The sequence below is a fragment of the Streptomyces sp. NPDC006372 genome (assembly GCF_040612515.1).
Classification (GTDB): domain Bacteria; phylum Actinomycetota; class Actinomycetes; order Streptomycetales; family Streptomycetaceae; genus Streptomyces.
In genome coordinates, this window is sequence record NZ_JBEXQJ010000035.1 from 1 (window position 1) to 25,571 (window position 25,571).

Annotated in this window: 24 protein-coding genes; 11 read left to right on the forward strand and 13 right to left on the reverse strand. The window is 71.5% G+C overall.

What is annotated here, in order from left to right; genetic code table 11:
• Positions 1-106: 106 nt before the first annotated feature.
• The 7 genes from ABZ016_RS34900 to ABZ016_RS34930 all read right to left on the reverse strand — a co-directional run bounded on the left by ABZ016_RS34900 (position 107) and on the right by ABZ016_RS34930 (position 8,367).
• The gene (locus tag ABZ016_RS34900) at positions 107-1,687 is read right to left on the reverse strand and encodes an ABC transporter ATP-binding protein (protein ID WP_356920722.1); all 1,581 of its coding nucleotides are present in this window, start codon (positions 1,685-1,687) and stop codon (positions 107-109) included.
• Positions 1,684-2,682 carry an ABC transporter permease gene (locus tag ABZ016_RS34905; protein ID WP_356920723.1) on the reverse strand — a complete coding sequence of 333 codons (999 nt, stop codon included), beginning with the start codon at positions 2,680-2,682 and terminating at the stop codon, positions 1,684-1,686. Before ABZ016_RS34905 ends, ABZ016_RS34900 begins: the two co-directional genes overlap by 4 nt.
• Positions 2,679-3,692, reverse strand: coding sequence for an ABC transporter permease (locus ABZ016_RS34910; protein WP_356920724.1), 1,014 nt, complete (start codon positions 3,690-3,692; stop codon positions 2,679-2,681). The genes ABZ016_RS34905 and ABZ016_RS34910 overlap by 4 nt, the downstream gene beginning before the upstream one ends.
• 23 nt (positions 3,693-3,715) lie before the next feature.
• A complete protein-coding gene (locus ABZ016_RS34915; RefSeq protein WP_356920725.1) occupies positions 3,716-5,434 on the reverse strand; it encodes an ABC transporter substrate-binding protein in 1,719 nt (572 codons plus the stop codon).
• Positions 5,435-5,618: 184 nt separating this feature from the next.
• Positions 5,619-5,711, reverse strand: a complete 93-nt coding sequence (locus tag ABZ016_RS34920; RefSeq protein WP_311774658.1) for an Ms4533A family Cys-rich leader peptide — start codon at positions 5,709-5,711, stop codon at positions 5,619-5,621.
• A gap of 80 nt (positions 5,712-5,791) precedes the next feature.
• A complete protein-coding gene (locus ABZ016_RS34925) occupies positions 5,792-7,318 on the reverse strand; it encodes a DUF3152 domain-containing protein (protein ID WP_356920726.1) in 1,527 nt (508 codons plus the stop codon).
• Positions 7,319-7,326: 8 nt separating this feature from the next.
• Positions 7,327-8,367 (reverse strand): alpha/beta hydrolase, encoded by a 1,041-nt coding sequence (locus ABZ016_RS34930; protein ID WP_356920727.1) that lies wholly within the window; start codon positions 8,365-8,367, stop codon positions 7,327-7,329.
• A 232-nt stretch (positions 8,368-8,599) separates the two neighbouring features.
• Here ABZ016_RS34930 and ABZ016_RS34935 point away from each other — a divergent pair, with 232 nt between their 5' ends.
• The 4 genes from ABZ016_RS34935 to ABZ016_RS34950 all read left to right on the forward strand — a co-directional run bounded on the left by ABZ016_RS34935 (position 8,600) and on the right by ABZ016_RS34950 (position 10,515).
• Complete coding sequence (locus ABZ016_RS34935) at positions 8,600-8,824, forward strand: hypothetical protein (protein ID WP_356920728.1); 225 nt, start codon at positions 8,600-8,602, stop codon at positions 8,822-8,824.
• A gap of 204 nt (positions 8,825-9,028) precedes the next feature.
• Positions 9,029-9,676 (forward strand): TetR/AcrR family transcriptional regulator, encoded by a 648-nt coding sequence (locus ABZ016_RS34940; RefSeq protein WP_356920729.1) that lies wholly within the window; start codon positions 9,029-9,031, stop codon positions 9,674-9,676.
• Positions 9,677-9,811: 135 nt separating this feature from the next.
• Positions 9,812-10,039, forward strand: coding sequence for a DUF3107 domain-containing protein (locus tag ABZ016_RS34945; protein ID WP_030232462.1), 228 nt, complete (start codon positions 9,812-9,814; stop codon positions 10,037-10,039).
• Between the two features lie 206 nt (positions 10,040-10,245).
• Positions 10,246-10,515 carry a hypothetical protein gene (locus ABZ016_RS34950; protein ID WP_356920730.1) on the forward strand — a complete coding sequence of 90 codons (270 nt, stop codon included), beginning with the start codon at positions 10,246-10,248 and terminating at the stop codon, positions 10,513-10,515.
• Between the two features lie 112 nt (positions 10,516-10,627).
• Here ABZ016_RS34950 and ABZ016_RS34955 read toward each other — a convergent pair whose 3' ends face one another.
• Entirely contained in the window at positions 10,628-11,377 is a 750-nt protein-coding gene (locus tag ABZ016_RS34955; protein ID WP_356920731.1) for a ferritin-like fold-containing protein, read from the reverse strand.
• Positions 11,378-11,852: 475 nt separating this feature from the next.
• On the opposite strand from ABZ016_RS34955, the gene ABZ016_RS34960 reads away from it, so the two are divergent.
• Both ABZ016_RS34960 and ABZ016_RS34965 read left to right on the forward strand, forming a co-directional pair.
• Positions 11,853-14,498, forward strand: coding sequence for a DEAD/DEAH box helicase (locus tag ABZ016_RS34960; RefSeq protein WP_356920806.1), 2,646 nt, complete (start codon positions 11,853-11,855; stop codon positions 14,496-14,498).
• 121 nt (positions 14,499-14,619) lie between these two features.
• The gene (locus ABZ016_RS34965) at positions 14,620-15,492 is read left to right on the forward strand and encodes an alpha/beta hydrolase (protein ID WP_356920732.1); all 873 of its coding nucleotides are present in this window, start codon (positions 14,620-14,622) and stop codon (positions 15,490-15,492) included.
• Here ABZ016_RS34965 and ABZ016_RS34970 read toward each other — a convergent pair.
• Positions 15,489-16,382, reverse strand: coding sequence for an NYN domain-containing protein (locus ABZ016_RS34970; protein WP_356920733.1), 894 nt, complete (start codon positions 16,380-16,382; stop codon positions 15,489-15,491). The two genes, ABZ016_RS34965 and ABZ016_RS34970, sit on opposite strands and share 4 nt — an antisense overlap.
• A gap of 205 nt (positions 16,383-16,587) precedes the next feature.
• Between ABZ016_RS34970 and ABZ016_RS34975 the strand changes: the two genes are divergently transcribed.
• Both ABZ016_RS34975 and ABZ016_RS34980 read left to right on the forward strand, forming a co-directional pair.
• The gene (locus tag ABZ016_RS34975; RefSeq protein ID WP_167545766.1) at positions 16,588-16,764 is read left to right on the forward strand and encodes a hypothetical protein; all 177 of its coding nucleotides are present in this window, start codon (positions 16,588-16,590) and stop codon (positions 16,762-16,764) included.
• A gap of 135 nt (positions 16,765-16,899) precedes the next feature.
• Positions 16,900-19,017 (forward strand): serine protease, encoded by a 2,118-nt coding sequence (locus ABZ016_RS34980; protein ID WP_356920734.1) that lies wholly within the window; start codon positions 16,900-16,902, stop codon positions 19,015-19,017.
• On the opposite strand, the gene ABZ016_RS34985 is transcribed toward ABZ016_RS34980, so the two are convergent.
• From ABZ016_RS34985 to ABZ016_RS34995, 3 genes are all read right to left on the reverse strand, one after another.
• Positions 18,992-19,597 (reverse strand): MarC family protein, encoded by a 606-nt coding sequence (locus ABZ016_RS34985; RefSeq protein ID WP_356920735.1) that lies wholly within the window; start codon positions 19,595-19,597, stop codon positions 18,992-18,994. The two genes, ABZ016_RS34980 and ABZ016_RS34985, sit on opposite strands and share 26 nt — an antisense overlap.
• A 142-nt stretch (positions 19,598-19,739) precedes the next feature.
• Positions 19,740-20,600, reverse strand: coding sequence for a PHP domain-containing protein (locus tag ABZ016_RS34990; protein ID WP_356920736.1), 861 nt, complete (start codon positions 20,598-20,600; stop codon positions 19,740-19,742).
• A gap of 191 nt (positions 20,601-20,791) precedes the next feature.
• A complete protein-coding gene (locus ABZ016_RS34995) occupies positions 20,792-21,433 on the reverse strand; it encodes a DUF6758 family protein (protein WP_356920737.1) in 642 nt (213 codons plus the stop codon).
• A 158-nt stretch (positions 21,434-21,591) separates the two neighbouring features.
• Here ABZ016_RS34995 and ABZ016_RS35000 point away from each other — a divergent pair, with 158 nt between their 5' ends.
• Positions 21,592-22,815, forward strand: a complete 1,224-nt coding sequence (locus ABZ016_RS35000; RefSeq protein ID WP_356920738.1) for an MFS transporter — start codon at positions 21,592-21,594, stop codon at positions 22,813-22,815.
• Positions 22,816-22,845: 30 nt separating this feature from the next.
• Here the strand turns inward: ABZ016_RS35000 and ABZ016_RS35005 are convergent, their stop codons facing one another.
• On the reverse strand, positions 22,846-23,430 hold the full coding sequence (locus ABZ016_RS35005) for a suppressor of fused domain protein (RefSeq protein ID WP_356920739.1): 585 nt from the start codon (positions 23,428-23,430) through the stop codon (positions 22,846-22,848).
• 458 nt (positions 23,431-23,888) lie between these two features.
• Between ABZ016_RS35005 and ABZ016_RS35010 the strand changes: the two genes are divergently transcribed.
• Positions 23,889-25,007, forward strand: a complete 1,119-nt coding sequence (locus tag ABZ016_RS35010; RefSeq protein ID WP_356920740.1) for a magnesium and cobalt transport protein CorA — start codon at positions 23,889-23,891, stop codon at positions 25,005-25,007.
• Between the two features lie 23 nt (positions 25,008-25,030).
• Positions 25,031-25,543, forward strand: coding sequence for a hypothetical protein (locus ABZ016_RS35015; protein ID WP_356920741.1), 513 nt, complete (start codon positions 25,031-25,033; stop codon positions 25,541-25,543).
• Positions 25,544-25,571: the final 28 nt, after the last annotated feature.

The following is a 25,571-nucleotide window of genomic DNA, read 5'->3' on the forward strand; positions in this document are numbered from 1 at the left end:
GTGCGACGGACGGTTGTCCGTCGCACCACCAAAAGGGGTGAACGGTCGTAACTTTCCCGTGCGGGTCGCGTTTTGTCGCGCTAGGGGATCAACCGGACACGGCTCGTCACACCGCGGCCAACTCCCGCCGGGCGGCCCGCCGCCGTGCCGCGAGCTCCGGGTCGAGCGCCGGTACGGCGGCCAGGAGCTGCTTGGTGTACGGGTCCTGGGGCTCCTCGTAAACCTGGTCGGCGGGGCCGGACTCGACGATCCGGCCGCGGCGCATCACCGCGACCCGGTCGCTGACCTGGCGTACGACGGCCAGGTCGTGTGCCACGAAGACCAGCGCCAGCCCCAGCTCGCGCTGCAACTCCCCGAGGAGGGCGACCACCTGCGCCTGGGTGGTGACGTCGAGCGCGGAGACGGGCTCGTCGCAGACGATGACGCGCGGGTCGGCGGCGAGCGCCCGCGCGATGCCGACGCGCTGGCGCTGACCGCCGCTGAACTCGTGCGGGTAGCGGTCGTGGTGTGCCGCTTCGAGCCCCACGCGCTCCAGCAGTTCCCGTACGCGCTCCCGGACGCGCCCCTCGTCCCGCTCCCCGCGCGCCCGCAGCGGGTCCGCGATGGACTCGCCCACGCTGCGGCGGGGGTTGAGGGAGGAGGCCGGGTCCTGGAAGACCATCTGCACGTCGGGGCGTACGCCTCCGCCCGGCTCGATCCGCCCCGCCGTGGGCTCCAGCAGCCCCACCAGCATGCGGCCCAGGGTCGTCTTGCCGCTGCCGCTCTCGCCGACGACACCGAGGGTCTCACCGCGGTGCAGGGTCAGGGACACGTCGTCCACGGCCGTGAACGCCCGTTTCCCGCGCCCGAACTCGCGCCGCAGACCGGTGGCCCGCAGGACCACCTCACCGGACACCTCGGAGGGGGTGCGCGGCGCGTCCACGCGCGGGACCGAGGCGAGCAGGTCCCGGGTGTACGGCTCCGAGGGCGCGCCCAGGACGGCGGTGACCGGCCCGTGCTCCACCGCCCGGCCGTGCCGCATGACCAGCACCTCGTCGACGCTCTCGGCGGCGACGCCCACGTCGTGCGTGACGAGGAGCAGGCCCATGCCGGTCTCCTCGCGCAGGGTGTGCAGCAGGTCGAGGATCTGGGCCTGCACGGTCACGTCCAGGGCCGTGGTCGGCTCGTCGGCGATCAGCAGGTCGGGCCGGCAGGCGAGCGCCATGGCGATCAGGGCCCGCTGCCGCATGCCGCCGCTGAACTCGTGCGGGCGCGAGCGGGAACGCCGCCGGGCGTCCGGGATGCCGACCCGGTCGAGGACCTCGACCGCACGTGCGCGGGCCTCGCGGCGCGAAGCGCGCGCGTGGGCGCGGTACACCTCGGCGATCTGGTCGCCGATCGCGTAGTACGGGTCCAGGGAGGACAGCGGATCCTGGAAGACCATCGCGGCCTTCCCGCCGCGCAGCCGCCGCAGTTCCTCGTCGGAGGCCCGCCGGACGTCGGTGCCGGCGACCTCGACCGAGCCGCCGACCCGCGCCCCGGTGCCCCGGTGCAGGCCCAGCAGGGCGGAGGCGACCGTGGACTTGCCGGAGCCGGACTCGCCGACCAGGGCCAGGGCGGCGCCCTGTTCCAGGCGGAAGGAGAGCCCGTCGACGGCGCGCAGCTCGCCGAACTCGACAGTGAGGTCGGTCACTTCGACAAGACTCATGTCAGCACCACCCGTCGGTCGGCCACCGCGTACAGCACGTCGGCGACGGCGCCCGCGAGGACCACGAAGAAGCCGGTCACCAGGACCATGCCGATGACCACCGGCAGGTCGACGACCTTGACCGCCTGGACCATCGCCTGTCCGATCCCCGGCAGCCCGAAGAGCGTCTCGGTGAGGACGGCCCCGCCGAAGAGCACCCCGAGGTTGTTGGCGTTCACCGCGATGAGCGGCGCCACCGCGCCCCGCAGCGCGTGCCGCCGGATGATCGTCCGCTCGGCGATGCCGTAGGCCCGGAAGGTCCGTACGTGGTCCTCGGCGAGGGTCTCCAGCATCGAGGCCCGGGTCAGCCGGGCGTACGTGGCGGACTCGATCAGCGCGAGCGACAGCCAGGGCAGCAGCAGGTTCCAGGCCCACTGCTCGGGGTCGTCGGTGAAGGCGACGTACTCCGGAAAGGGCAGCAGTCGCAGCTGTCCGCAGACGACGATCATCAGGACCAGGCCGATGACGAACACGGGTGTGGCCGTGCCGGCGAGCGTGAGGCCGGTCAGCAGCCGTTCGGTGAGCCGGCCGCGCCGCCACACCGACAGCACTCCGGTGCCGATGCCGATGATCAGCCACAGCACCATGGCGCCGGCCGCGAGGGAGGCGGTGACCGGCAGCTTCGTCAGGATCAGGTCCATCACCGGCTGGTCGCTCTGGTAGGACAGGCCGAGGCAGGGCGCCGGGCAGTGCAGCACCGACGTACCGGTCGAGTAGTCCTGGCCGGCGAGGATTCCCGCCAGGAAGTGCAGGTAGCGCTCGTACAGCGGGTCGTCGAGCCGTAGTTGCTGGGCGACCTGCTGGACCTGTTCCGGTGAGCAGCGGGGCCCGCAGGTGATCTGGGCGACGTTGCCGGGCGTCACGTAGAAGACGACGTAGATGATCACGGAGAGGGCGAACAGCGTGACCAGGGCGCCGAGAGCGCGGCGCAGCACGAATCCTCCGAAGCCGGTCATGAGGCACCTCCCTTGTCCGCCTCGGCCTCCCGCTTGCGGCCCGTTCCGACGCGCAGCCGCGAGGCCGCACGCGGGTCGAGGGCCGTGCGCACCCCGTCGCCGAGGACGGTCAGCGCGAGCACGGTGGCGAAGAGCGCCGCCGCGGGCAGCAGCAGGTACTGCGGGGCCGCCTGGTACCAGACGTTGGCGGCGGTGAGCATCTGCCCCCAGGAGGGAGTCGGAGGTTTCACACCGACTCCGAGGAAGGACAGGGCCGCCTCGACGGTGATGTTCGTCGGGACGAGCAGCGCCGAGTAGGTGATGACGGGTGCCGCCAGGCCGGGCAGCAGCTCGCGGCGGGCGATCCGGGCCGTGCCCCAGCCGCTCAGCCGTGCCGCGGAGACGTAGTCCAGCTGCTTGAGGGTGAGTGTCTGGGCGCGCACCATCTTGGCGAGCGTGCCCCAGCCGGAGACCAGGCCGACGACGAGGGCGACCAGGACCGGGCGCGGGAAACCGGCGGGCACGATGGCGAGCAGGGCCAGCGCGATGACCATCAGGGGCATGGACACGAAGATGTCGGCGATCCGGGTCACCACCAGGTCCACCCAGCGGTTGCCGAGCCCGGCGACGATGCCCAGGACGACGCCGAGCAGCAACTGCACCACGGTGGCCGCGAGGGCGACGCCCAGCGACACCCGGGCGCCGTACACCAGCCGGGCGAACAGGTCGCGCCCGGTCTGCGGTTCGACGCCGAGCCAGTGGTCACCGCTGACGCCGCCGAACGAGCCGATGGGCACGCCGCCGCGCGCGGAGTCGACGAGCGACGGGTGGTACGTGGTCGGGTCCTGGCCCTCGAAGGCGGTGAGCAGCGGTGCGGCGAGCGCGACCAGGACGAGCAGCGCGACGACGGCCGCCGCGACGAGGGCAGCGCGCTGCGTCCGCAGCCGCCGCCAGAACGGACGGGCCCCCGAGGCCGCCGGGACGGACGGGTCCGTCCCGGCGGCCTGGGAGGCCAACAGGGCCTCACTCATGATTGCTTGACCAGACCCGTCGACTACTTGACCGCGACCTGCGAGATGTCCAGCACCCCGGTCCAGTCGCTGATCACGATGTTCTTGACGTCCTTGCCGTACAGGCGCTTGTAGACGGGGTGGAACAGCGGGACGGTGAGGGCCTTCTCGCCGATCTTCTTGTCCAGCGCACCCCACCTCTTGGCGGCCTGGTCAAGATCCGTCAGCTTGTTGATCGCGTCGATCTCGGCATTGACCGACTTGTCGTTCAGCAGGCCGGTGTTGAAGTTCGCGCCGTCCTTGACGATCTGCCGCCCGTCGAAGATCGGAGCGAGGAAGGGACCGCCCGAGGGCCAGTCGGCTCCCCAGTGGGCGAGGAAGAGGCCCGGCTCCGTCTTCACGCTGTGGATCTTGTCGGAGTAGTCGTTGTCCTCGAGACCCTGCAGCTTGACCGTGATGCCGGCCTTCTTGAGCGCGTCCTGGATCGCGGTCGCGATCTCCGGGCTGGTCTCGAAGTCCTTGGCGTTGGAATGCGTCAGCGTGATGGTGAGCCCGTCGGGGTGACCGGCCTCCTTCAGGAGCTCCCTGGCCTTGGCCGGGTCACCGGTCTTGCCCGCCGGGAAGAGGTCGTACGGCGTGTACCCGAAGGACTTCTGGTCCGGCAGGAAGGTGGTGGCGGGCTCGGCGAGCGCGGAACCCCCGGCGGCGTTGACCACGGACGACCGGTCGATGGCGTACGAGATCGCCTGCCGGACCTTGACGTCGTCGAACGGCTTGACGGTCGGATTGAACGCGAGGTAGTTGGTGTAGCCGAAGTGCCCGGTGCCGACGCGCGAGGCGAGGTCCTTGTCACCGGTCACCTTGGCCAGCTCGGCGGGGCCGAGATTGGTGTCCGTGGTGACCGCGGCGGCGTCCGCTCCCTGGGACGCGGACAGCCGCTGGTTGATCACGGCCGAGTCCAGGCCGGACCGTACGTCGATCTTGTCCGGGTAGGCCTTGCGTTCGGCGTCCGTCGAGGCGGACCAGTGCGTGTTGCGCTCCAGGACGACGCGCTCACCGTCGTTCTCGTTCCGCACGACCTTGTACGGCCCGGACGAGACGGGGTGCTCCTCGTACTTCGTGCCCGTGTCCTTGCTCTTCGGGACGGGCGTGAACTGCGTCTGCGTGGCGAGGTAGGGGAACTCGCCCTCGGGCTTGTTCAGATGGAAGACGATGGTCCGCTCGTCCGGCGTCTCGATGGCATCGAGGCCCTTCTTGTCCTTGTACGGACCCTGGTAGCCGGCGGCCCCGACCAGCCAGTCCCGCAGGTAGGGGGCGCCGCCGGAGAGCTCGGGGGCGAAGGAGCGCTCGATGCCGTACTTGATGTCGGCCGAGGTGATCGGGGTGCCGTCCTCGTAGGTGAGGCCCTTCTTCAGGGTGTACGTCCACACGGTCGCGTTCTTGCTGGGGCGCCCGGTGTCGGTGGCGAGGTCGGGGACGACCTCGGTGCCGGCGGCGCCGTTCTCGCGGTTGCGGGTGGTGAGCGTGCGGAAGACGAGGGACGGGACGTTGCCGCCGCCGGAGGTGTACAGCCGGGCCGGGTCGAAGTCCTCCTGGGGGGTGGCGTTCAGCACCGTGAGGGTGCCGCCCTTGTGGGGCGTGGAGTCGCCGCCGGCGCCCTTGGCATCGTTGTCCTTCGGCCCGCAGGCGGCGGCGCCCGCTGCCAGGACCAGGCTGACGGATGCCGCGGCCACGCGGCGCGCTGTGACGGACGGTTGGCGCATCGGAATGACGACCTCTCGGATGACGTCTCGGATCGCGAGACGAAGAGACGAAGGGTGAGACGGAGTTGGGCAGACGTCTCCCCGGGCGCCGGGTCGTCGAAGGTGCCGCGACCGAGGTCACGGAGAAGCCGTGACGGAGGTCACAGCGAGGGGGTGCGTTCGCGACGCGCGCCTGGGGCGGGCGTCAGCAACAGTGGATGTCGGCCACGCAGAGCGGGGTCACGCCGATGAGCGCCAGCTCGATGGCGGCGCGAACGGAGACGTGACGGGGCGACATGCCCAGAAATATGAACGAACTTTCGGCCCCTGTCAACGCGCGAGGCAGCGCCCGGCGTGGGCCGATCCCTGTGACGCCTGTCAACTCCTGGGATACGGCCAGGGATTGGCCCGGCAGTGGATGCCGTCGTGGTCGAGGAACTTGGTCTGCTGCTGCATGACCGGGGCGAGGTCGCCGTCCTTGTCGCAGGTGACGTGGTTGTAGCCGAGGCGATGGCCGACCTCGTGATTGATCAGCATCTGCCGGTAGGCGTGGATCTTGTCACCGTACGTCTCCGAGCCCTGCGCCCAACGGTAGGCGTTGATCATCACGCGCTCGGTGGCGAGCGAGTCGCAGGAGACGTTGTCCTCGGTGGTGTCCAGGCCGGACTTGGCGCACCAGTCGGCGGTCGTGCCGGGGCTGGCGAGAGTGATCACGAAGTCGGGCTTGCCGGAGTGGATGCGCTCGAAGGTGCGGGCGCCGTTGTGGGCCCAGCTGCGCTGGTCGTTGAGCGTCTTCTGCACGGCCTCGGCGAAGAGCGCGGCGTCGAGCCCGAGCCCCTGCTCCACGTCCACCCGGTAGGTGAACTTCTGCCCCGAGCCCGGCGCCTTGGCGATGCCGGGGACGGCGTCGAACGTCCCCGAGCCCTTGAGCTTGGCGCCGAGCGGGTACGTCCTGGCCATCGCCTCGCCGTACGTCAGCGTCGTGCCGGCCTCCGGGGCGGGCGCGCGACCGTCCGCCCGGGACGCGGAGTCCCGTACGTCGCCGCGGCTCTGGTCGGTGGCGGAATGCGACTGCACGCCGGTCCCGCTGTCGCCGTCGGCGACCTGACCGGCGACGATCACGGCCAGCACGGTGGTGACGGCGGCGGCCGCGATGCCGGTGAAGGTACGGCCCTTGGCGCCCTTGCCCGGCGCGGGTGTCCCCGTCGGCTCCGCGTCGTCGTGGTCGTCACGGCCGTCGGAGCCACCGCCCACCGGGGTGCTCGCGTTCCAGTCCGTGACGGAGGCGTAGGCGTCCGCCGCGTGCGCGGAGGCGGGCGTGCCGGGCGCGAAGACGTCGCCGCCCTCGGCGAAGGCGTCATCACCCTCGACGAAGGCGTCGAGGTACTCCTGCCGCGGCCCCGGCACGGGCGCGCGCCGCTGCCGGGGTATCGGTGGACCGTCAGCCCTCAACTCGCCCCAGCCGCCCCCGGCCTCCCGCTGCTCGGGGTGGCCTCCGCGCGCGTGGGGGAAGCCGTGCGGAGGCGTGCCGCCGGACAGCCGGGGCACGCCGCGCGCGGGGGTGCCGTCCGGAAGCCGCGGACCGCCCTGCGCGGGCCTCCCGTCGGGCAGACGGGGTACGCCTCGCGCCGGCGTACCGTCGTCCGGTTGCCGGCCTCCCTGCGGACGCGGCATGCCCTGCGCGGGCGTCCCGCTCCCCGGGGCGGGGCGTGGCCCAGGCGTGCGCCGAGGGGCCGGGCCCTGTGGGGGCCGGCCGGTCGGTCCGGAGGGTGGCGGTGCCGTGCGGTCCCCCCGGCCCGTGTCCGGCGCCTGGCCCTGTCCCGGCCCGCTCCGGCCGTCCCGTACTGCGGTTGTGTCCGCGGTGTCGCCCTTGGCGACGGGCCCGCGACGGCTGTGGCGTCCCACCTCGCGCCTCAGCCCCCCATGCTCTCGTCCGTGTGTTCCTCGTCGGCGGCCCGATCCGCCCGGGCATCCGCCCGCCGCGCCCGCCGCTCAGCCAACTCTCCCGCATCTTCGAGAAGTTCGCGAAACGCCAGGGCCACCGTCTCCGGGTACTCCATCATGGCCACGTGTCCCGCGTCCGGCAACGTCACGAGACGTGAGTCACGGAAGGCCCGGGCCGCCCGCTGCGCCATGCGGAAGCCTACGAGCTGGTCCCGGCCGCCGTAGACGAGGAGCGTCGGCGCGAGGACCCGTTCGGCCTGGCGCCACAGCCCCTGCTGGCCACCCAGCGTGTACGCGTTGACGATGCCGCGCGCGGAACGCGCCATCGCGTCCCAGAAGTACGGCAGCCGCAGCCGCCGCTCCATCTCCTGAACGGCGTTGCGGAATCCTTCCGGCGTCACCCGGCCCGGATCGCCGTAACACAGCGCCATCACACCGCGGACCCGCTGCTCCGCCGTCCACCCCCGGGTCAGCCGGGTGAAGAGCAGGGCGACACCGGGCACCGCGAGCAGCCCCGTCGGAACGGCGGAGCGCTGCACACGGATCTCGGGCAGAGCGGGCGACACGAGCGTGAGCGTACGGACGAGATCGGGACGTACCGCCGCGACACGAGTGGTGACGGCGCCGCCGAGCGAATTCCCGAACAGGTGCACGGGGCCGCGCCCCGTGGCGTCGAGGTAGCGGATCACCGCGCGCGCGTGCCCGGTGACGGAGTAGTCGCCGTCGTCCGGTGGCGGGGAGTCACCGAAGCCCGGCAGATCGAGAGCCTCGCTGTCCACGATGTCGTCCAGCAGCGGCATGAGCGCCGACCAGTTCTGCGAGGAACCCCCGAGCCCGTGCACGTACAGCGCGGGAGGCAGCCCCTCGCGCGCGGGGCGTCGCGACCGCACGGACAGGGTGACCCCGGCAAGCTCGACCGACCTGAGCCGCTCGCCCTCGGCGACCCTGATGGCCCCCACCTTCGGCAGCACATTGGCAGGCGGCACGAACGGCAGCTCGGTCGAAGACATGCGGCAATGTTACGAGACGATCACGTAGTGGCTCATGTGTTCGCCGTCACAGGAATCGGCCATTGAGGAGCGCGGAGTGGGCATACGAGAAGCAGCCGACGGGATGCGCACCGCGTCACGCCCCGGACGCGCATCGCATAGCGTCCGGATCGGGTGTCTCCTAGGCTCGTACAGAGGGCACCCGCGTGTGGCCCCTGTATTCCCAGGGACGTTCGTAGGAAGGGAGCCCAGCATGGCCGTCGACCCCACCGACCCGGAGACGTTCGAGGCCGAGAACGCGCCGGAAACGCCGGAGTACGACGTCGAGGCCCCGGAGGTCGACGCGGCCGAGCAGCACGCGGACATCGCGCCGGACCGCGACGACCCGCTGACCGGCGTCGACCCGGACCGCGCCAACGAGGCCGATCTGGTCGAGCAGGCCCGGGTCGTCTCGCTCGACGAGGACGACTATCGCTGACGCATGCCGCCGGAGGGCGACACGGAGCACCAGTGAGCAGGAAGGGAGCCGCATTTTGCCCGCTCTATCCCTGTTTGAAACCTTCTCAACCACTTTCGTAACCGTCCGGTCCGTGAAATTCTGCGCTCTCACCGCGCACACCACGGTTACCGAAAAGTACGATGGCGACGCGGCCAGATCCGCAGGACGACTATGGGAGGCGGCGTGACAGCCATCGAGCAGACAGAGGCGGTTCGCCCACGGGGCACACGCCTGCCACGCCGTGCCCGACGGAACCAGCTCCTGGGCGCCGCCCAGGAGGTCTTCGTGGCCCAGGGCTACCACGCGGCCGCGATGGACGACATCGCCGAGCGTGCCGGTGTCAGCAAGCCCGTGCTCTACCAGCACTTCCCGGGCAAGCTCGACCTCTATCTCGCGCTGCTGGACCAGCACTGCGAGTCGCTCATCCAGTCGGTACGGAGCGCGCTGGCGTCGACGACCGACAACAAGCAGCGCGTGCGCGCCACGATGGACGCCTACTTCGCGTACGTCGAGGACGACGGCGGCGCCTTCCGCCTCGTCTTCGAGTCGGACCTGACGAACGAGCCCGCCGTGCGCGAGCGCGTCGACAAGGTCACCAACGAGTGCGCGGAGGCGATCTGTGACGTGATCGCCGAGGACACCGGCCTCTCGCGCGCGGAGTCGATGCTGCTCGCCTCGGGCCTGGGCGGTCTCGCCCAGGTGGTGGCGCGGTCCTGGCTGCACAGCGACCGCAGCGTGCCGCGCGACCAGGCCGTGCAGCTGCTCACCTCGCTGGCCTGGCGCGGTATCGCGGGCTTCCCGCTGCACGGGACCGACCAGCAGCACCACTGACGGCTCCTTTGTTCCCGCCCGATGTTCGCTCGTGGCGTTCTCGGGCGGAGCATGCGGATCCCCTCACCGGGCTAATGTGTGCTGCGTACGGCGCGGAAGGTCGCGCACATCACTGACCGTCGGAGGGACATAGCCGTGGAGGTCAAGATCGGCGTGCAGCACGCGCCCCGCGAGATCGTTCTGGAGAGCGGTCAGAGCCCGGAGGAGGTCGAGCGCGTGGTGGCCGAGGCACTGGCCGGGAAGTCGCAGCTGCTCAGCCTCGTGGACGAGCACGGCCGCAAGGTCCTCGTTCCGGCCGACCGTCTCGCCTACGTCGAGATCGGCGAGCCGGCCCCGCGCAAGGTGGGCTTCGGCGCGCTGTAAGGCGCACCGTGCGGTACGGGGCGGGGCGGCTTGTGGGCCGCCCCGCCCCGTTTCGCGTTCTCCCCACCCGCCCTCCAGCGCGGCACACGGGTTCCTCCACGGATGGAGCACAGGTTGCCCACAGGGGTGGATTGGATTCCGCAGGTCAGGGGTAAGACGGGCTACGACCGATTTGGGCAGGCCGGCCATGTGGGAGGGACCCCGACATGCTCCTGGAAGCGCTGAGCTCCGCGATCCTCGGCCTGGCTCTGGCGTGGGCGGCGTCGTACCGCCTGCCGCACCGTCTCCCGGCGCGCCCGCTGGTGCTGTCGACCGGCGTCGCCGGCGCGCTCTTCGGCGCGTTCGTCATGCACAGCGCGCTGGAGGCCGGGCACCTGCTGGTGGTCCTGCTCGGCGCTGTGATCGTCTCGGTGGCCTCGCTGTCGCTGCTGCTGCGCCCCGCGGGGCGCCTGCGCCGACGATCAGCGACGGCGTAGCCGGAGCTGTCAGGGGCGCGTGGCTGCGACCGCCGTGCGGCCGCGCCGCGTGCGCGTCCGCCCGACTGCATCCGGCGGACGCGCCCCGGCCGGGGCCACCCGGTGACGAGCGCTACGCGGCCAGGCCCAGCGCGGCCATCCGCTTGGTGTGGGCCTCGGTGATCCGCGAGAACATCTTGCCGACCTCCGCCAGGTCGAAGCCGTCGGCGACGCCGCCCACCAGCATGGTCGACAGCGCGTCCCGGTCGGCGACCACGCGCTGGGACTGCGACAGGGCCTCGCCCATCAGACGCCGTGCCCACAGCGCGAGCCGGCCGCCCACCCGGGGGTCGGCGTCGATCGCGGCCCGCACCTTCTCCACGGCGAAGCCGCCGTGCCCGGTGTCGTCGAGGACCGCCAGCACCAGGGAGCGGGAGTCGGAGTCCAGCCGCGCGGCCACCTCACGGTAGAAGTCGCTGGCGATCGAGTCGCCGACGTACGCCTTGACGAGCCCCTCCAGCCAGTCCGAGGGGGCCGTCTGCTTGTGGAACCCGTCGTACGCGGCGACGAACGGCTCCATTGCCCGCGTCGGCTCCTCACCGATCTCCGCGAGCCGGTCGCGCAGCCTCTCGAAGTGGTGGAACTCGGCCGACGCCATCTTCGCCAGCTCCGCCTTGTCCGCCAGCGTCGGGGCCAGCTTGGCGTCCTCCGCGAGCCGCTCGAACGCCGCCAGCTCCCCGTACGCGAGCGCACCGAGCAGGTCCACGACCGCGGCGCGGTACTGAGGGTCGGCGGAGGCCGTCGCCCAGTCCCGGGCGGCGACTCCGGTGTGTTCTGCGGGGGTGGTTTCCGAGGCGTTCGCAGGCTTGTCAGAGCTCGTCATGAAGCGCACAATAGCCCGCTTGCCGGGAGGCGTAAGGACCTGGTCATTCACTGTGACGACGACTACGTGACCAAATCGGCCATCGCATGTGCGGGATTCCGGGGTATGGTGGTAATGCGCCTGCTGGTACGTCGACGTACCTCGACAGGCCGCACGTATGAGGATGCCCGGTCGGTGGCCCGATCGGCTCCGACCCGACAGCCCTCCCCGGCCGTCCGCCCCAGTGCGTACGAGCTCCGGAGGGGGACACCCTCAGCGGCATGAGCGCTAGAGCGTCGGCGCGGTCCCGTGCTCTACGGCCCGCCCGTAGGCAGCCGACGTCCCCGGCACGGTCTGACACGACCCCGCGCTCGCCTCGCGCCGCCCACACAGAAGAGGCAGCACCCTGACTACGTTCCGAGAGCTCGGAATCCTCCCCGAGACGGCCGAGGCCCTGGAGGCCGTCGGCATCATGACCCCCTTCCCCATCCAGGAGATGACGCTTCCCGTCGCCCTGTCGGGCAAGGACGTCATCGGCCAGGCCAAGACCGGCACCGGCAAGACGCTGGGCTTCGGCCTCCCGCTCCTCGAGCGCGTCACCGTCCCCGCCGACGTCGAGGCCGGACGCGCCAAGCCCGAGGACCTCACCGACGCCCCGCAGGCACTCATCGTCGTCCCCACGCGCGAGCTGTGCACGCAGGTCACCAACGACCTGCAGACCGCGGGCAAGGCACGCAACGTGCGCGTCCTCGCCATCTACGGCGGCCGGGCCTACGAGCCCCAGGTCGAGGCCCTGAAGAAGGGCATCGACGTGGTCGTCGGCACCCCGGGCCGGCTGCTCGACCTCGCCGGGCAGAAGAAGCTGAACCTGAAGCACGTGAAGTGCCTGGTCCTCGACGAGGCCGACGAGATGCTCGACCTGGGCTTCCTGCCCGACGTCGAGAAGATCATCAACATGCTTCCGGTGCGGCGTCAGACGATGCTGTTCTCGGCCACCATGCCCGGCGCGGTCATCGGACTGGCGCGCCGCTACATGTCGCAGCCCACGCACATCTCCGCCACCTCGCCGGACGACGCGGGCGCGACGGTCGCGAACACGAAGCAGTTCGTCTACCGCGCGCACAACATGGACAAGCCCGAGATGGTGGCGCGCATACTGCAGGCCGACGGCCGGGGACTGGTCATGGTCTTCTGCCGTACCAAGCGCACGGCGGCCGACCTGGCCGACCAGCTCAAGCAGCGCGGCTTCGCCTCCGGCGCGGTCCACGGCGACCTCGGCCAGGGCGCGCGCGAGCAGGCCCTGCGCGCCTTCCGCAACGGCAAGGTGGACGTGCTCGTCTGCACCGACGTCGCCGCCCGCGGTATCGACGTCGAGGGCGTGACCCACGTCATCAACTACCAGTCGCCGGAAGAGGAGAAGACGTACCTGCACCGCATCGGCCGGACCGGCCGCGCGGGCGCGAAGGGTACGGCGATCACCCTGGTCGACTGGGACGACATCCCGCGCTGGCAGCTGATCAACAAGGCGCTGGACCTGGGCTTCAGCGACCCGCCGGAGACGTACTCCACCTCTCCGCACTTCTACACGGACCTCGGCATCCCCGAGGGCACGAAGGGCGTCCTGCCGCGCTCGGAGCGCACGCGCGCCGGGCTGGACGCGGAGGAGCTGGAGGACCTGGGCGAGCCGGGCGGCCGGGGGCCGCGCGGGCGCGGAGACCGGAGCCGTGGTGGTCGGGACGAGTCCCGCTCGGCCGACCGCGAGCGTGCGTCGCGTACCCCGCGTCGTCGCCGCCGCACCCGCGGCGGTTCGCCGCTGGAGGGGGCGCCGGAGTCCGCCGGCACCACCACGCCGGAGACCACGGTCACGGACGGCGCCGCCGAGGCGGAGGCCGTCACGGCACCTCGCACCCCGCGTCGTCGTCGCCGCACCCGCGGCGGCGCCCCGTCCGGGTCCGCGCCGGTCACGGCGGTCGAGACGCCCGCGTCCGAGCCGGCGGAGAACGCCGTGGCGACCGCGGAGGGCACGGGCGCGGAGGCCCCCGAGGCGGCGACCAAGCCGCGCCGGCGCCGTACGCGCAGGTCGGAGCCGCTGGTGGAGACGCCGGTGGTGGAGACCGAGGCCGCGGTGACGCCGTCGGCCACGGAGCCGACGGCCGCGACGGAGGCCCCGGCGGACGCGGATGCCGCGTCGGTCGCGACCGCCGCCAAGCCGCGCCGCCGCACTCGCAAGACCACCGCGGCGTCCGCGGCCGAGGCCGCGGTCGACACGGCCGAGGGCACGGAGGCCGCTCCGGAGCCGGCGGAGACGAAGCCGCGGCGCACCCGCAAGGCCGCGGCGAAGTCCGTGGCCCCCGCCGCCCCGGCCGAGGCCACGGAGACCAAGCCGCGCCGCACCCGTAAGGCCGCCGCCGCGGCGGAGGACGCCGTGGACACGGCCGAGACCACCGAGGCCAAGCCCAAGCGCACCCGCAAGGCGACGGCAGCGACGCCGGCAGCGGCCGAGACCGCCGTCGACACCGCCGAAGCCACGGAGACCAAGCCCCGCCGCACGCGCAAGGCGACGGCAGCGGCGACGGCAGCGGCCGAGAGCGCCGTCGACACCGCCGAGGGCACGGAGGCCAAGCCCCGCCGCCGCACCCGCAAGGCCACCGAGAGCGCCGCGACCACCGCCGAGATCCCGGCCCAGGCGGCCCAGGAGCCGGAGGCCGCCGAGGCCAAGCCGCGGCGCACCCGCAAGGCGACGGCCAAGGCCGAGGCGAGTGTCGACACGGTTGAGGCGACCGAGGCCAAGCCGCGCCGCACGCGGAAGACGGCTGCCGCGGCTCCGGACGCGGAGGCCGCCGAGGCCAAGCCCCGCCGCACGCGGAAGACCGCCGCAGCGGCCGAGGCCGCGGTCGACTCGGCCGAGGGCACGGAGGCCAAGCCGCGCCGCCGCACCCACAAGGCCACCGACAGCGCCGCGACCACCGCCGAGATCCCGGCCCAGGCGGCCCAGGAGCCGGAGGCGGCCAAGGAGACGAAGCCGCGCCGCACGAGGAAGTCCACGGCGTCCGCCGAGGTCTCCGAAGACGCGGCCGAGGCGAAGCCGAAGGCCCGCCGCACCCGCAAGGCCACGGCCACCGCGGAGCCCACGGAGGGCTGACACGCACGCCGACGGCCCGGTCCCACCCAGCGTGGGTCCGGGCCGTCGGCATTCCCCGCGGCGCGGGCCGGTGCGAACGGCGCACACCCCCGACCACGCCCCCACCCGTTACCCTCACCCCGTGACCAGGCAACCCACCTTCACCCCGCCCCCGGGCGCCCGCGCGTACCCCCTGCGCACGACCCGCGGCGAGTTCGCCGTCGTCGACTCGTCGCCGAGGGCGGGCGCGGAGGTCAGGGGCGTCGCCCTCATGCTGCCCGGATTCACCGGGAGCAAGGAGGACTTCGGGCTGCTGCACGAGCCGCTCGGAGCGCGTGGGTACCGGGTCGTCGCCGTGGACGGGCGGGGACAGTACGAGTCGGACGGTCCGGCGGACGACGAAACGGCCTACGCCCAGCGGGAACTGGCGCGGGACGTGCTCGCGCAGGCCGCGGCGCTGGGCGTGCCCGTGCATCTCGTCGGCCATTCGCTCGGCGGACAGATCGCCCGTGCGGCCGTACTGCTCGACCACTCCCCCTTCCTCTCCCTCACCCTCGTCTCGTCCGGCCCGGCGGAGATCTCCCTCTCGCAGCGGCAGCGCGTGAAGCTGCTGCGGGACGCACTCGCCGTGATGTCGATGGAGAAGGTGTGGGAGGCCATCGAGGCGATGGGCCCTCCGGAGGAGGTCGGCGGGCCCGCCCGCGGCCTCGGCGACCAGGCGCAGTTGCGCCGCCGCTGGCTGGGCCACAAGCCCGCCCAACTCCTCGCGACGGGGCGCCAGTTGTGCACCGAGCCGGACCGTGTCGCCGAACTGGCGGCCGTGCCGCTGCCGTTCCACGTCCTGTCGGGGGCGCACGACGACACCTGGCCGGTGGCGATCCTCGACGACATGGCCGCACGGCTGTCCGCGCACCGCACGGTCGTCATGGGCGCCGAGCACTCCCCCAACGCCGACCAGCCCCTGCCCACGGCCCGGGCCCTGGCCGACTTCTGGGACAGCACTCGCGTGGCCTAGTACAGGGTCTGCAGATGCTCCCAGAAGCCGTCCCGTAGCGCACGCCGCAGGTCCGCCTGCCCGCGCAGCGAGTACTGCAACAGCCCCTCCGCCTCCACCAGCAGATCCTGGTCGACCGAACCGGGCAGGTAGGGGTGGCCGGGCAGCAGCTCCACCAGCGTGTCCCGGCCGCGCGCCGCCATCCACTTCGCGGCGATCTGCGCACCCACGAACCGCACGTCCTCGCGGGTGGGCCGGCCCGTGGTCGCCTCGTAGGCGGCGGCCGTGCGGCGGGAGACGTACGGCTTGAAGAAGTCGAGGTCCAGGGTGCGCTGGCTGTCGACCTCCCACAGCAGCGGCTCGGCCTGGTTGCGGCCTTCGGGCGCCTCGATGCCCCAGAGGTGGACGCGGGCGCCGTACCCCTGGGCCGCCTCCACCGCCGACACCAGGTCCTCGTCGCCGCCGAGCAGGGCGGCGTCGCTGATGGCGCGGTGCCGGGCGAGTGACTCCAGGTCGGTGCGGATGAGCGAGTCGACGCCCTTCTGCTGGTTGTTGGCGTTCAGGTTGCCCAGCCGTACCTTCACGTCGGGCAGCTCGGCGATGCTCTGCTGCTCCGCCGTGTGGATGCGGCGGCGGGCACCGTCGTACCAGTAGACCCGCAGCAGCCTGCTGTCGGCGAAGATCGTGCGGGCTCTGTCGATGAGCGCGTCGATCAGGCCCTCGGCGTCCAGGTCGAAGGCGCGGCGGTCCTCCGTACCGGCGACGAGCCGTCCCGCGGCGGCGTAGAGGTACCCGGCATCGACGAAGATCGCATGGGTCGAGGGTGTCTTCGCCACCTCGGCGAGCATGCGCTGGAGCAGCTCGTTGGTGTGGTCGATGCGGGCGCCGAGGGCCGCGAGGTCGTCGTTCATCCCCTCCATTGTCCCGGTGGTCACGCTGCGAACACAACCGGTCCCGGTCGGTCCTGTAACGACACTCTTACGGCTCAGTAATTAGCCGATCGAAAAATTTCCTTAGCGTAGGGAATGTTTGAACCATCCAGCCCTGTTGACCCATATGGAACACCGAGCGCCGCAGCCTGGTGGGCCACTCACTCAAGTAGTTCTCCTCAGGAGGATGACCAGACGAAGGGAGAAGCCCTTGCGCTTCGAAATCATGCGACTCGACGACGTCGACGGCACGCCTGTGGACTCGACCGTTGTGGACGCCGCCTCCGTCAACCGCATCGTTCAGCAGGCCGCCGCCATCGGACAGCGCCTGTGGATCCGCCCGGCCGAGACCACGGCCTCATAACAGCGCGGCTCTCCCCACACCTCGAAGCCCCCGCCCGGCATCGGCCGAGCGGGGGCTTTGCTGTTGCGGACCACCGTGACCGGGGGCGTACTGGCCGAGAGGCACGGCGAGAGCGGGAAGAGGACGGTGGGCCACATGTCGGTGACGGGCCGGTCGCACGCGGAGCTGCACGAGCAGGCCGCCGCCGAGGCCGCGCGACGGTACGAGGACTCGGCCGCCGAGCGCGAGCGGGTCGAGGGCCGGCTGGCTTCCGGCGTGCGCTTCCCGGACACCCCGGACGCGCTCGCCGTGCGCGCAGACCGGATCCTGGGCCTCGGCGGTCTGTCGCCCTCGGCGGTCGTGGCGGACATCCACCGCGAGGCCATGGGCCTGCCGGACGCCAACGAACGCATCATCGACCTGTCCAACGAGCTCCAGGCCTGGAGCTTCCTGCCGCGCGGGGTCAGGGCCGGGGCCACGGTCGCCCGGATCACCCTGCGCCGCGACGGCCGTGAGCTTCCGCACGGCACCGGCTTCCTGGTCTCGCCCCGGCTGCTGATGACCAACCACCACGTGCTGCCCGACGAGGGCTTCGCCCGCGGCTGCTTCGCGGAGTTCAACGCCCAGGTCACCGCCGACAACCTGCCCGACACCGTCGTCCGGATGGAGTTCGACCCCGGAACCTTCTTCACCGCCGACAGACGGCTCGACTTCGCCCTGGTGGCGGTCGCGCCCGCCGTGGACGGCCGCCCGCCGGGGGAGATCTTCGGATGGAACCGGCTGAGCGTGCAGACCGGCAAGCTGGTGCTCGGCGAGAAGGTCAACATCATCGGTCATCCACTGGGACGGCTGAAGGAGATCGCCCTGCGCGACAACCAGGTGCTGGTCCGGCTCGACGACTTCGTCCACTACACGACCGACACCGAACCGGGCAACTCGGGCTCCCCCGTCTTCAACGACCAGTGGGAGGTCGTGGCCCTGCACCACAGCGGTGTACCCAAGAAGGACGACCAGGGCCGCGTCCTGCGCAAGGACGGCAGTCCCTGGACCGAGGGCGACGGCGACGACGCCATCGAATGGATCGCCAACGAGGGCGTGCGGATCAGCTCGATCCTGAAACACCTGTCCCAGCTGGAGACCGACCCGGGCCGACGCGCGCTGCTGACCGAGATGGGGCCGGACTCGGGCCTGGACCAGAGCACGGCGGCACCCGCGCCGCAGCCGGGGACAGCCACACCGGCCGTACCCGTCGTCACGACACCGTCGGCCCCCGCCACCCCGGCAACGGTGACCAGGGCCGAAGCCGAGGCCGGGACCGGGACCGGAACCGGGACCCGGAGACCCAAGACCGGACTCCGAGCCCGCGCCACCGCCTTCGGCGGCCGCCGCCACCTGGTCTTCCTGCACGGCCGGGACCAGCAGAGCAAGGAGCCCGACGACCTCCGCCGGACCTGGACATCCGGCCTCAACCGCGGACTCACCCTCGCCGCACTGCCCACCCTCGACCCGGAGGACGTGTGGTTCCCGTTCTACGGAACCCGACTGGCCGATCTCGTCAGCGGACGGGAGACCACGGCCGAGGCCGTCGGCCTCGACCAGGTGAGCGCCGCCACCGCCGCGGAGGTCTTCGCCGCCGCATCACCCACCGGGTCCTACGAGCGACTGCTCCACGAGGCGGCCGTCCGGGCCGGCATGCCGCAGGACGGGCCGGCGGCCACCGAGGGCTTCGGGGCGGGACTGGTCGGCGCCCTGCACCGGCCGCTGAGCTGGCTCGCCGCCCGGTCCGACCTGGACGAGTGGACCATCGCCACGTTCCTGCGGGACGTCGACCGGTACCTCGACGACGGTGCCGTGCGGCAGGCCGTGCTGGACAGCGTCCTGGAGACCATGCCCACCACCGGCGAACTGGTGCTGGTGACCCACAGCCTCGGCACCGTGGTGGGCATGGACCTTCTGACCCGGCTCCCGGACGGCCTCGACCCCGTACTGCTGGTCACCGCCGGCAGCCCGCTCGGGCTGGACGGCGTCAACGAGCGGCTCCTCGCCCACGGCCCGCACCGGCCCCCCAAGGTGCGTGACTGGGTCAACGTCTGGTGCCCCACCGACGCGGTCGCCATCGGCTGCCCCCTGGAGGACGAGCGCTGGGGGAAGCTCACCCAACTGGCCGTCGCCAACAGTCGCGACCACGTGCACAAGATGGACGAGTACCTCGGCCACACGGGTCCGGCCAAGGAGATCGGCTCGGTGCTCAGCTCCCCTGGATCACCTGCGTGACCCCGTTGATGATCTGCTGCACGGCGATCGCGGAGAGCATCATGCCCGCGAGCCGCGTCACCAGGACCACGCCGCCGTCCTTGATGATCCGGATGATCACGAGTGAGTAGCGCATCACCAGCCACAGCACGACATGGATGGCGAGGATCGCCGTCCACACCGATACCTGCGCGGCGACGCTGTGCGCCTTCTGCACGGCGAGGATGACCGACACGATCGCCCCCGGCCCGGCCAGCAACGGCATGCCCAACGGCACGAGGGCGACGTTGACGTCCTTGGTCTGCTTCGGCTCGTCGGTCTTGCCGGTCAGCAGATCGAGCGCGATCAGCAGGAGCAGCAACCCACCCGCGATCATGAGCGCGGGCACGGAGACGTGCAGGTAGTTCAGGATCTGATGCCCGAGCAGCCCGAACACGGCGATCACCCCACCGGCGACACAGACGGCCTGAAAAGCCATCCGCTTCTGCACCTTGCCGGGCCGCCCGGCGGTGAGCGCGAGGAAGATCGGGGTGATCCCGGGGGGATCCATGATGACGAAGAGGGTGAGGAAGAGGGAGCCGAAGACGGCGAGGTCGAACATGAGTGAGCCTTGCGGGAGTACTGAAACGCGCGGTGGGCAGCAGCGAGCCGCAACCGCTGTGGGCAGACGTTCCGCTTGGCGGAACGGGTGGGCACAGCGGGCAACGCCGAGTGCCTGGGAAGAGACCTGAAGGAGAGGAACCTCAGACAGCCCCGCCGGCCCCCGGCACGGGAAACGCCCCGAAGGCCCGCCGCGTGATCTCCCCGTACACCTCGGGATCCGTCGTGTACTCCCCGAGCACACACGTCTTCCGACTGCCGTGGTAGTCCGAGGACCCGGTCACGAGAAGCCCCAGCTCCTTCGCCAGCCCCCGCAGCCGCGCACGCGTGTCCGCGTCATGGTCCATGTGGTCGACCTCGATGCCGTCCAGCCCGGCCACGGCCATCTCGGCGATCGCGGCCTCCGGCACCGTACGCCCCCGCTTGCTCGCCCCGGGGTGGGCGAACACCGCGACCCCGCCCGCGCCCTTGATCAGCCGGATCGCCTCGAAGGGGTCGGTCTCGTGCTTCTCCACGTAGGCGCGGCCGCCGTCGGCCAGCCAGTCCTGCGTGAAGGCGTCGTTCACGCTCGGTACGACCCCCAGCTCGACGAGCGCGCTCGCCACGTGCGGACGCCCGACGGACCCGTCACCGGCGATTCGCGCCACCTGCTCCCAGGTCACCGGCACACCCAGCTCCCGCAGCTTGGCGATCATGCCCTTGGCCCGGGGCACCCGGTCGTCCCGGACGAGCTCACGCTCGGCGAGCAGCGCCGGTTCCTCGGCGTCGAAGAGGTAGGCCAGCATGTGCATGCTGATCCCGTCGAGGCGGCAGGAGAGCTCGGCCCCGGTGACCAGCGTGAGCCCCTCGGGCAGCGCGGCGATCGCCTCGGCGTGCCCACGGGTCGTGTCGTGATCGGTCAGCGCGACGACGTCCAGCCCGGCCGCCGCGGCCTTGCGCACCAGCTCGGCAGGCGCGTCTGTACCGTCGCTGGCAGTGGAGTGGGTGTGCAGATCGATACGCACGACACGAACTCCAGACACAGACGACACGACAGGGCCGTCCTAGGGTAACCGGTTTTTCAACGCCTACTGTCACACCCGAACCAGGGATTCGCCCCCTACAGCAACGCCCCTCAAGGGGCGCGGGGAACTGCGCGCCCAGCCACAACGCACCCGCAGCCGCCGGACACACCGAACCCACCCGCTCAGAGGCGCTACGGCTCAAGCAAGCGCGGCGACAACGCCCCGCACGGCACCAGCTCCACCTCGGCCCCCGCCTCCCGCAGGTCCGCCAGCACGAGCTCGTCGTACATCAACAACCCCGACTGCTCCGGCCACACCACGGCCCACAGCCACATCCCCAGCGCCTCTCCGGCGAAAACGGCCCGGTCGTCCGGCGCCCCCGACACATGCCACAACGGCGTCGGCCGCCCCGCGGCGAGCACCTTCGCCTGAGCCGGCTTCCCGACGTCCATGTAGGGCCCGGGATCAGGCCCGTCCGTCCCCGCGTACCGCGCACCGAGGCCGACGCCCAACTCCTCCGCGACCAGGATCAGCTCGCCCATCCCGCCGAGCGGACCGGGCCCGGTGCAGGCCACCGCCGTCGCGCGTCCGCCCGTACGGTCGTCCCCCGCGCAGGCCACACCGGTGAACAGCCAGCCGACCGGCAGCGGCCAGGGCATCCACACCGGCACCTGGGTGCGGTGCACCACGACGTTGAGGGCGTCGACGCTGGGCGGTATCACGGGCTGCACCGGATGGACGGTGCCGTGCACATCGCACTGCCAGGAGTCGGAGAAGAGGCCGGGAGCCCTGACCCGGCCACCGCACTTCGGGCAACTGGGTTCGCCCCTCATAGGGCCCCACGGTCCTACCCCCGCCCCGTCGCGTCAAGGACGATCACCCAACCGGACGGAAGCCTTCACCCAGGGACTAGATGTAACTTGCATTAATTAGCCAGACTAACTTAGTATGTGTATACACCAACTAACTCGACTCGGAAAAGGGAGCAAGCATGGACCCCTTCGACGCCGGAGCGGGCGGCCTTCTGAAGCAGCCCAAGTCCGTCTGGGCGACCGCCGGGGCGTCGGTCGTCGCCTTCATGGGCATCGGGCTCGTCGACCCGATCCTGCCGTCCATCGCCCAGGGCCTGCACGCCACCGCGAGCCAGGTCTCCCTGCTCTTCACCTCGTACTTCCTCATCACCGCCGTCGCGATGCTGGTGACGGGCTTCGTCTCCAGCCGGATCGGCGGGAAGAAGACTCTGCTGCTCGGCCTCGCGTTCGTCGTGGTGTTCGCCGGTCTCGCCGGCACCTCCGGATCCGTCGGTGAACTGGTCGGCTTCCGGGCCGGCTGGGGCCTCGGCAACGCGCTGTTCGTCTCGACGGCCCTCGCGGTGATCGTCGGCGCGGCGGCCGGCGGCAGTGCGGCGGCGATCCTGCTGTACGAGTCGGCCCTCGGCCTCGGCATGGCGTGCGGCCCGCTGCTGGGCGCCCTGCTCGGGGACGCCAGCTGGCGCTACCCGTTCTTCGGTACGGCTTTCCTGATGGCCGTCGGCTTCCTGTGCATCACGGTGTTCCTGAAGGAGCAGCCGAAGCCGGCCCGCAAGACCTCGCTGCTGGACCCGATCAAGGCCCTCGGCCACGGCGGTCTGGCATCCGCGGCGGTCTCGGCGTTCTTCTACAACTACACGTTCTTCACCGTGCTGGCCTTCACCCCGTTCGTGCTGAACATGAGCCCGTACCGGTCGGGCGCGGTGTTCTTCGCCTGGGGCGTGCTGCTCGCCGTCTTCTCGGTGATCGTGGCACCCCGGCTGCAGAAGCGGTTCGGATCGCTGAAGGTACTCGGCGGGTCGCTGGTGCTGCTCGCGGCCGACGTGCTCGTGCTCGGCTACGGCTCCCACACCACGGCCGTCGTCTGCACGATCCTGTCCGGTGCCTTCATCGGCGTGAACAACACCGTCTACACCGAGCTGGCCCTCGGCGTCTCGGACGCGCCCCGGCCGGTGGCGAGCGCGGGCTACAACTTCGTCCGCTGGTTCGCGGCCGCGGCCGCCCCGTACTTCGCGCCGAAGATCGAGGAGTGGACCGACCTCCACATCCCGTTCGTGGTGGCGGCGGTCACCGCGCTCGTGGGCGCCGGCGTGGTCGTCGTACGGCGCAAGGCCCTCACACACGAGGCAGAGGAGCTGGAGCCGCGGCACGCGACCGAGGACAGCGTCACCGTCTTCGCCAACTGAGGCTTTCCAGCCCGGGGTTGGTGAGCTTCCTCACTCCAGCGGGACGGACTTCCGGGACGGGTCCCGGAGGTCCGTCCCCTGGTTCAGCCACCGTTCCTGGAGCGCCTGGGCGCCGTGCACGCGCTTCCAGGCGGCCTCGTTCGGGGTCATGGGAAGCAGCGGCAGGAACCGTACGGGGTCGAGGGGCTCGTCGAGCTCCAGGTCCTCGACCAGGCCGCCCGGCTCGGCCACCAGGACCGAGGTGAAGGGCGCGCCGGGCCACAGCGGCTCACCGACGTCGAGGGAGGCGCCGGGAGCCACGACCAGACCCTCCACCTGCGGAGACGCGGCGAGCACGGCGAGCGGGCGGAGCACCTTGCCGGTGTCGGCGTGGCCGGTGCGGACGGAGAGGACCAGCTCGGCGCGCGGGCCCTTGACCGGGTCGGCGACGACCGCCGTGGGGTCCGTCATGGGGTGCGCGGACATGCCGAGCGTGGCGTAGCGGACGATGTCGCCCTCCTGGAAACGGAGCACCTCGATGCGGTCCGTGCCCAGGAAGGTGACCGCGGCGCGCGCGTCCGGTTCGCCCAGCGCGGTACGCAACCGGGCCTCGACCAGAGGAAGAACATCTGCCATGCGGCGAGCATAGAACTCGTCAGTAGCGGGCAAACAAGCGCCTTGACACGTCGGGCGGCTGATACTCTTGCCCGGTGGTTCGGGGCAGCACGCAGCAGCGTCGCGATCAGGCCCCGACGCCGATGGAACTCCCTTACGAGGGACCGGCCGGAGGAGGTGGGACTGCAATGGATCGAAGTCGACCGTGCAGTAGCACCACGCTCTTCCCGCCGCTGACGTAGCTGTTCTGGCTCTGGCCGGCTGCCACCTCTCGCACTCGCTCCACCGCGGAAGAGCGCCTCGTTTCGCTTTGCCTGATCTGCCTCAGTAGCTGAATCAGTAACGAGACTCGCCACCTCGACGGTGCGGTGCTCCCCGCTTTGTGGACGTGCCAAACATCATCACTCCCGACGTCCTCATTCCGGGTAGTTCCACCCGTCGCCGGCGCCTTTCGTTGCCCGCCCGCGAAGGAGCCCGCCATGTCGATGATCCGCGACCTGCGCGCCGTCGTCCGCCCGTCCCGTGTGTCGCTGCGCAAGGACGGCGGGACCTACGACGCCACCCGCAGCCCCGCGACGCCCTCGGCCGTCGTCGACTGCGCCGTCTACCGGGACGGCCGCCGCGTCGAGACCGGGACCCCGCTGACCCCGCACGAGGCGGTGCTTCTGGCGCGCCGCGACGGGGGCTTCGTGTGGATCGGCCTGCATGAGCCGACCGAGGCCGAATTCGCCGGGATCGCCGGGGAGTTCGGGCTGCACCCGCTGGCCGTGGAGGACGCCGTCCAGGCCCACCAGCGCCCCAAGCTGGAGCGGTACGACGACTCCCTGTTCACGGTCTTCAAGACCATCCACTACGTCGAGCACGACCACCTGGACGCCAACAGCGAGGTCGTCGAGTCCGGCGAGGTCATGTGCTTCACCGGACGGGACTTCTTCATCACCGTCCGGCACGGCGGAAAAGGCTCCCTGCGGGCGCTCAGGCACCGCCTCCAGGACGACCCCGAGCTGCTGGCCAAGGGCCCCTCGGCCGTGCTGCACGCCATCGCCGACCACGTGGTCGACGGGTACATCGCGGTCGCCGACGCGGTGCAGGACGACATCGACGAGGTGGAGACCGAGGTGTTCTCCCCGGGCCGCCGCAAGGGCACACCGCGCGGCACGGACGCCGGCCGGATCTACCAACTCAAGCGCGAGGTACTGGAGTTCAAGCGGGCCGTGTCGCCGCTGCTGCGGCCCATGCAGCTGCTGAGCGAGCGGCCGATGCGGCTGATCGACCCGGACATCCAGAAGTACTTCCGGGACGTCGCCGACCACCTGGCCCGTGTCCAGGAGCAGGTCCTCGGTTTCGACGAACTGCTCAACTCCATCCTCCAGGCCAATCTCGCGCAGGCCTCCGTGGCCCAGAACGAGGACATGCGGAAGATCACCTCGTGGGCCGCGATCATCGCCGTGCCGACGATGGTGTGCGGGGTCTACGGCATGAACTTCGACTACATGCCGGAGACGCACTGGAAGTACGGCTACCCGGTGATCATGGGCGTCACGGTGACCATCTGTCTGGGCATCCACCGCATGCTGAAGCGGAACGGGTGGCTGTGAGCAGCCTGGATAGGCTGGGCCCCATGACGGATGAGCTGCTCGGTCACGCCCTCGTCGAGGAGGCCACGAAGAAGTCCGGCCTCGTCTGGGTCCAGGGCCCCGACGGGCCGGCGCGTGCGCTGTGGCACGTGTGGCACGAGGGTGCCGCGTGTCTGGTCGGCGACGGGCCCGGCGAGCAGCCGCTGCCGGGGCTGGCCGACGGGGCCGAGGCCCGGGTGACGGTCCGCAGCAAGGACAAGGGCGGCCGGCTGGTCTCCTGGACCGCGCGGGTCAGGCAACTCGAACCGGGCTCCGAGGCGTGGGACGCGGCGGTCGCCGAGCTCAAGGGCAAACGGCTGAACGCGCCCGACGGCGAGGCCATGCCCGCCCGCTGGGCCCGCGAGTGCCGGGTGCTGCGCCTGGAGCCGACCGGCGCGAGGGCACCGATGCCCGACGGCTCCCTGGCGGAGGCCCCGCTGCCGTCCCCGGCGATCACCCGCCGGCCGGTCCCGGCGGGGCTGCCCCGACTGCTGCTCAGGAAGCGCAAACGCAGCTGACGCGCGAGGTGCGCGCGGCAGCCGCACG

Bases quoted from the DNA above. Each gene is read 5' to 3' on its own strand.
- ABZ016_RS35005 (WP_356920739.1), bottom strand. From the start codon at position 23,430: ATGGCAGATGTTCTTCCTCTGGTCGAGGCCCGGTTGCGTACCGCGCTG.
- ABZ016_RS34985 (WP_356920735.1), bottom strand. From the start codon at position 19,597: ATGTTCGACCTCGCCGTCTTCGGCTCCCTCTTCCTCACCCTCTTCGTC.
- ABZ016_RS34915 (WP_356920725.1), bottom strand. From the start codon at position 5,434: ATGCGCCAACCGTCCGTCACAGCGCGCCGCGTGGCCGCGGCATCCGTC.
- ABZ016_RS35000 (WP_356920738.1), top strand. From the start codon at position 21,592: ATGGACCCCTTCGACGCCGGAGCGGGCGGCCTTCTGAAGCAGCCCAAG.
- ABZ016_RS34955 (WP_356920731.1), bottom strand. From the start codon at position 11,377: ATGACGAGCTCTGACAAGCCTGCGAACGCCTCGGAAACCACCCCCGCA.
- ABZ016_RS34970 (WP_356920733.1), bottom strand. From the start codon at position 16,382: ATGAACGACGACCTCGCGGCCCTCGGCGCCCGCATCGACCACACCAAC.
- ABZ016_RS34920 (WP_311774658.1), bottom strand. From the start codon at position 5,711: ATGTCGCCCCGTCACGTCTCCGTTCGCGCCGCCATCGAGCTGGCGCTC.
- ABZ016_RS34930 (WP_356920727.1), bottom strand. From the start codon at position 8,367: ATGTCTTCGACCGAGCTGCCGTTCGTGCCGCCTGCCAATGTGCTGCCG.
- ABZ016_RS34935 (WP_356920728.1), top strand. From the start codon at position 8,600: ATGGCCGTCGACCCCACCGACCCGGAGACGTTCGAGGCCGAGAACGCG.
- ABZ016_RS34910 (WP_356920724.1), bottom strand. From the start codon at position 3,692: ATGAGTGAGGCCCTGTTGGCCTCCCAGGCCGCCGGGACGGACCCGTCC.
- ABZ016_RS34975 (WP_167545766.1), top strand. From the start codon at position 16,588: ATGACCAGACGAAGGGAGAAGCCCTTGCGCTTCGAAATCATGCGACTC.
- ABZ016_RS35015 (WP_356920741.1), top strand. From the start codon at position 25,031: ATGACGGATGAGCTGCTCGGTCACGCCCTCGTCGAGGAGGCCACGAAG.
- ABZ016_RS34950 (WP_356920730.1), top strand. From the start codon at position 10,246: ATGCTCCTGGAAGCGCTGAGCTCCGCGATCCTCGGCCTGGCTCTGGCG.
- ABZ016_RS34960 (WP_356920806.1), top strand. From the start codon at position 11,853: ATGACGCTTCCCGTCGCCCTGTCGGGCAAGGACGTCATCGGCCAGGCC.
- ABZ016_RS34995 (WP_356920737.1), bottom strand. From the start codon at position 21,433: ATGAGGGGCGAACCCAGTTGCCCGAAGTGCGGTGGCCGGGTCAGGGCT.
- ABZ016_RS34980 (WP_356920734.1), top strand. From the start codon at position 16,900: ATGTCGGTGACGGGCCGGTCGCACGCGGAGCTGCACGAGCAGGCCGCC.
- ABZ016_RS34905 (WP_356920723.1), bottom strand. From the start codon at position 2,682: ATGACCGGCTTCGGAGGATTCGTGCTGCGCCGCGCTCTCGGCGCCCTG.
- ABZ016_RS35010 (WP_356920740.1), top strand. From the start codon at position 23,889: ATGTCGATGATCCGCGACCTGCGCGCCGTCGTCCGCCCGTCCCGTGTG.
- ABZ016_RS34900 (WP_356920722.1), bottom strand. From the start codon at position 1,687: ATGAGTCTTGTCGAAGTGACCGACCTCACTGTCGAGTTCGGCGAGCTG.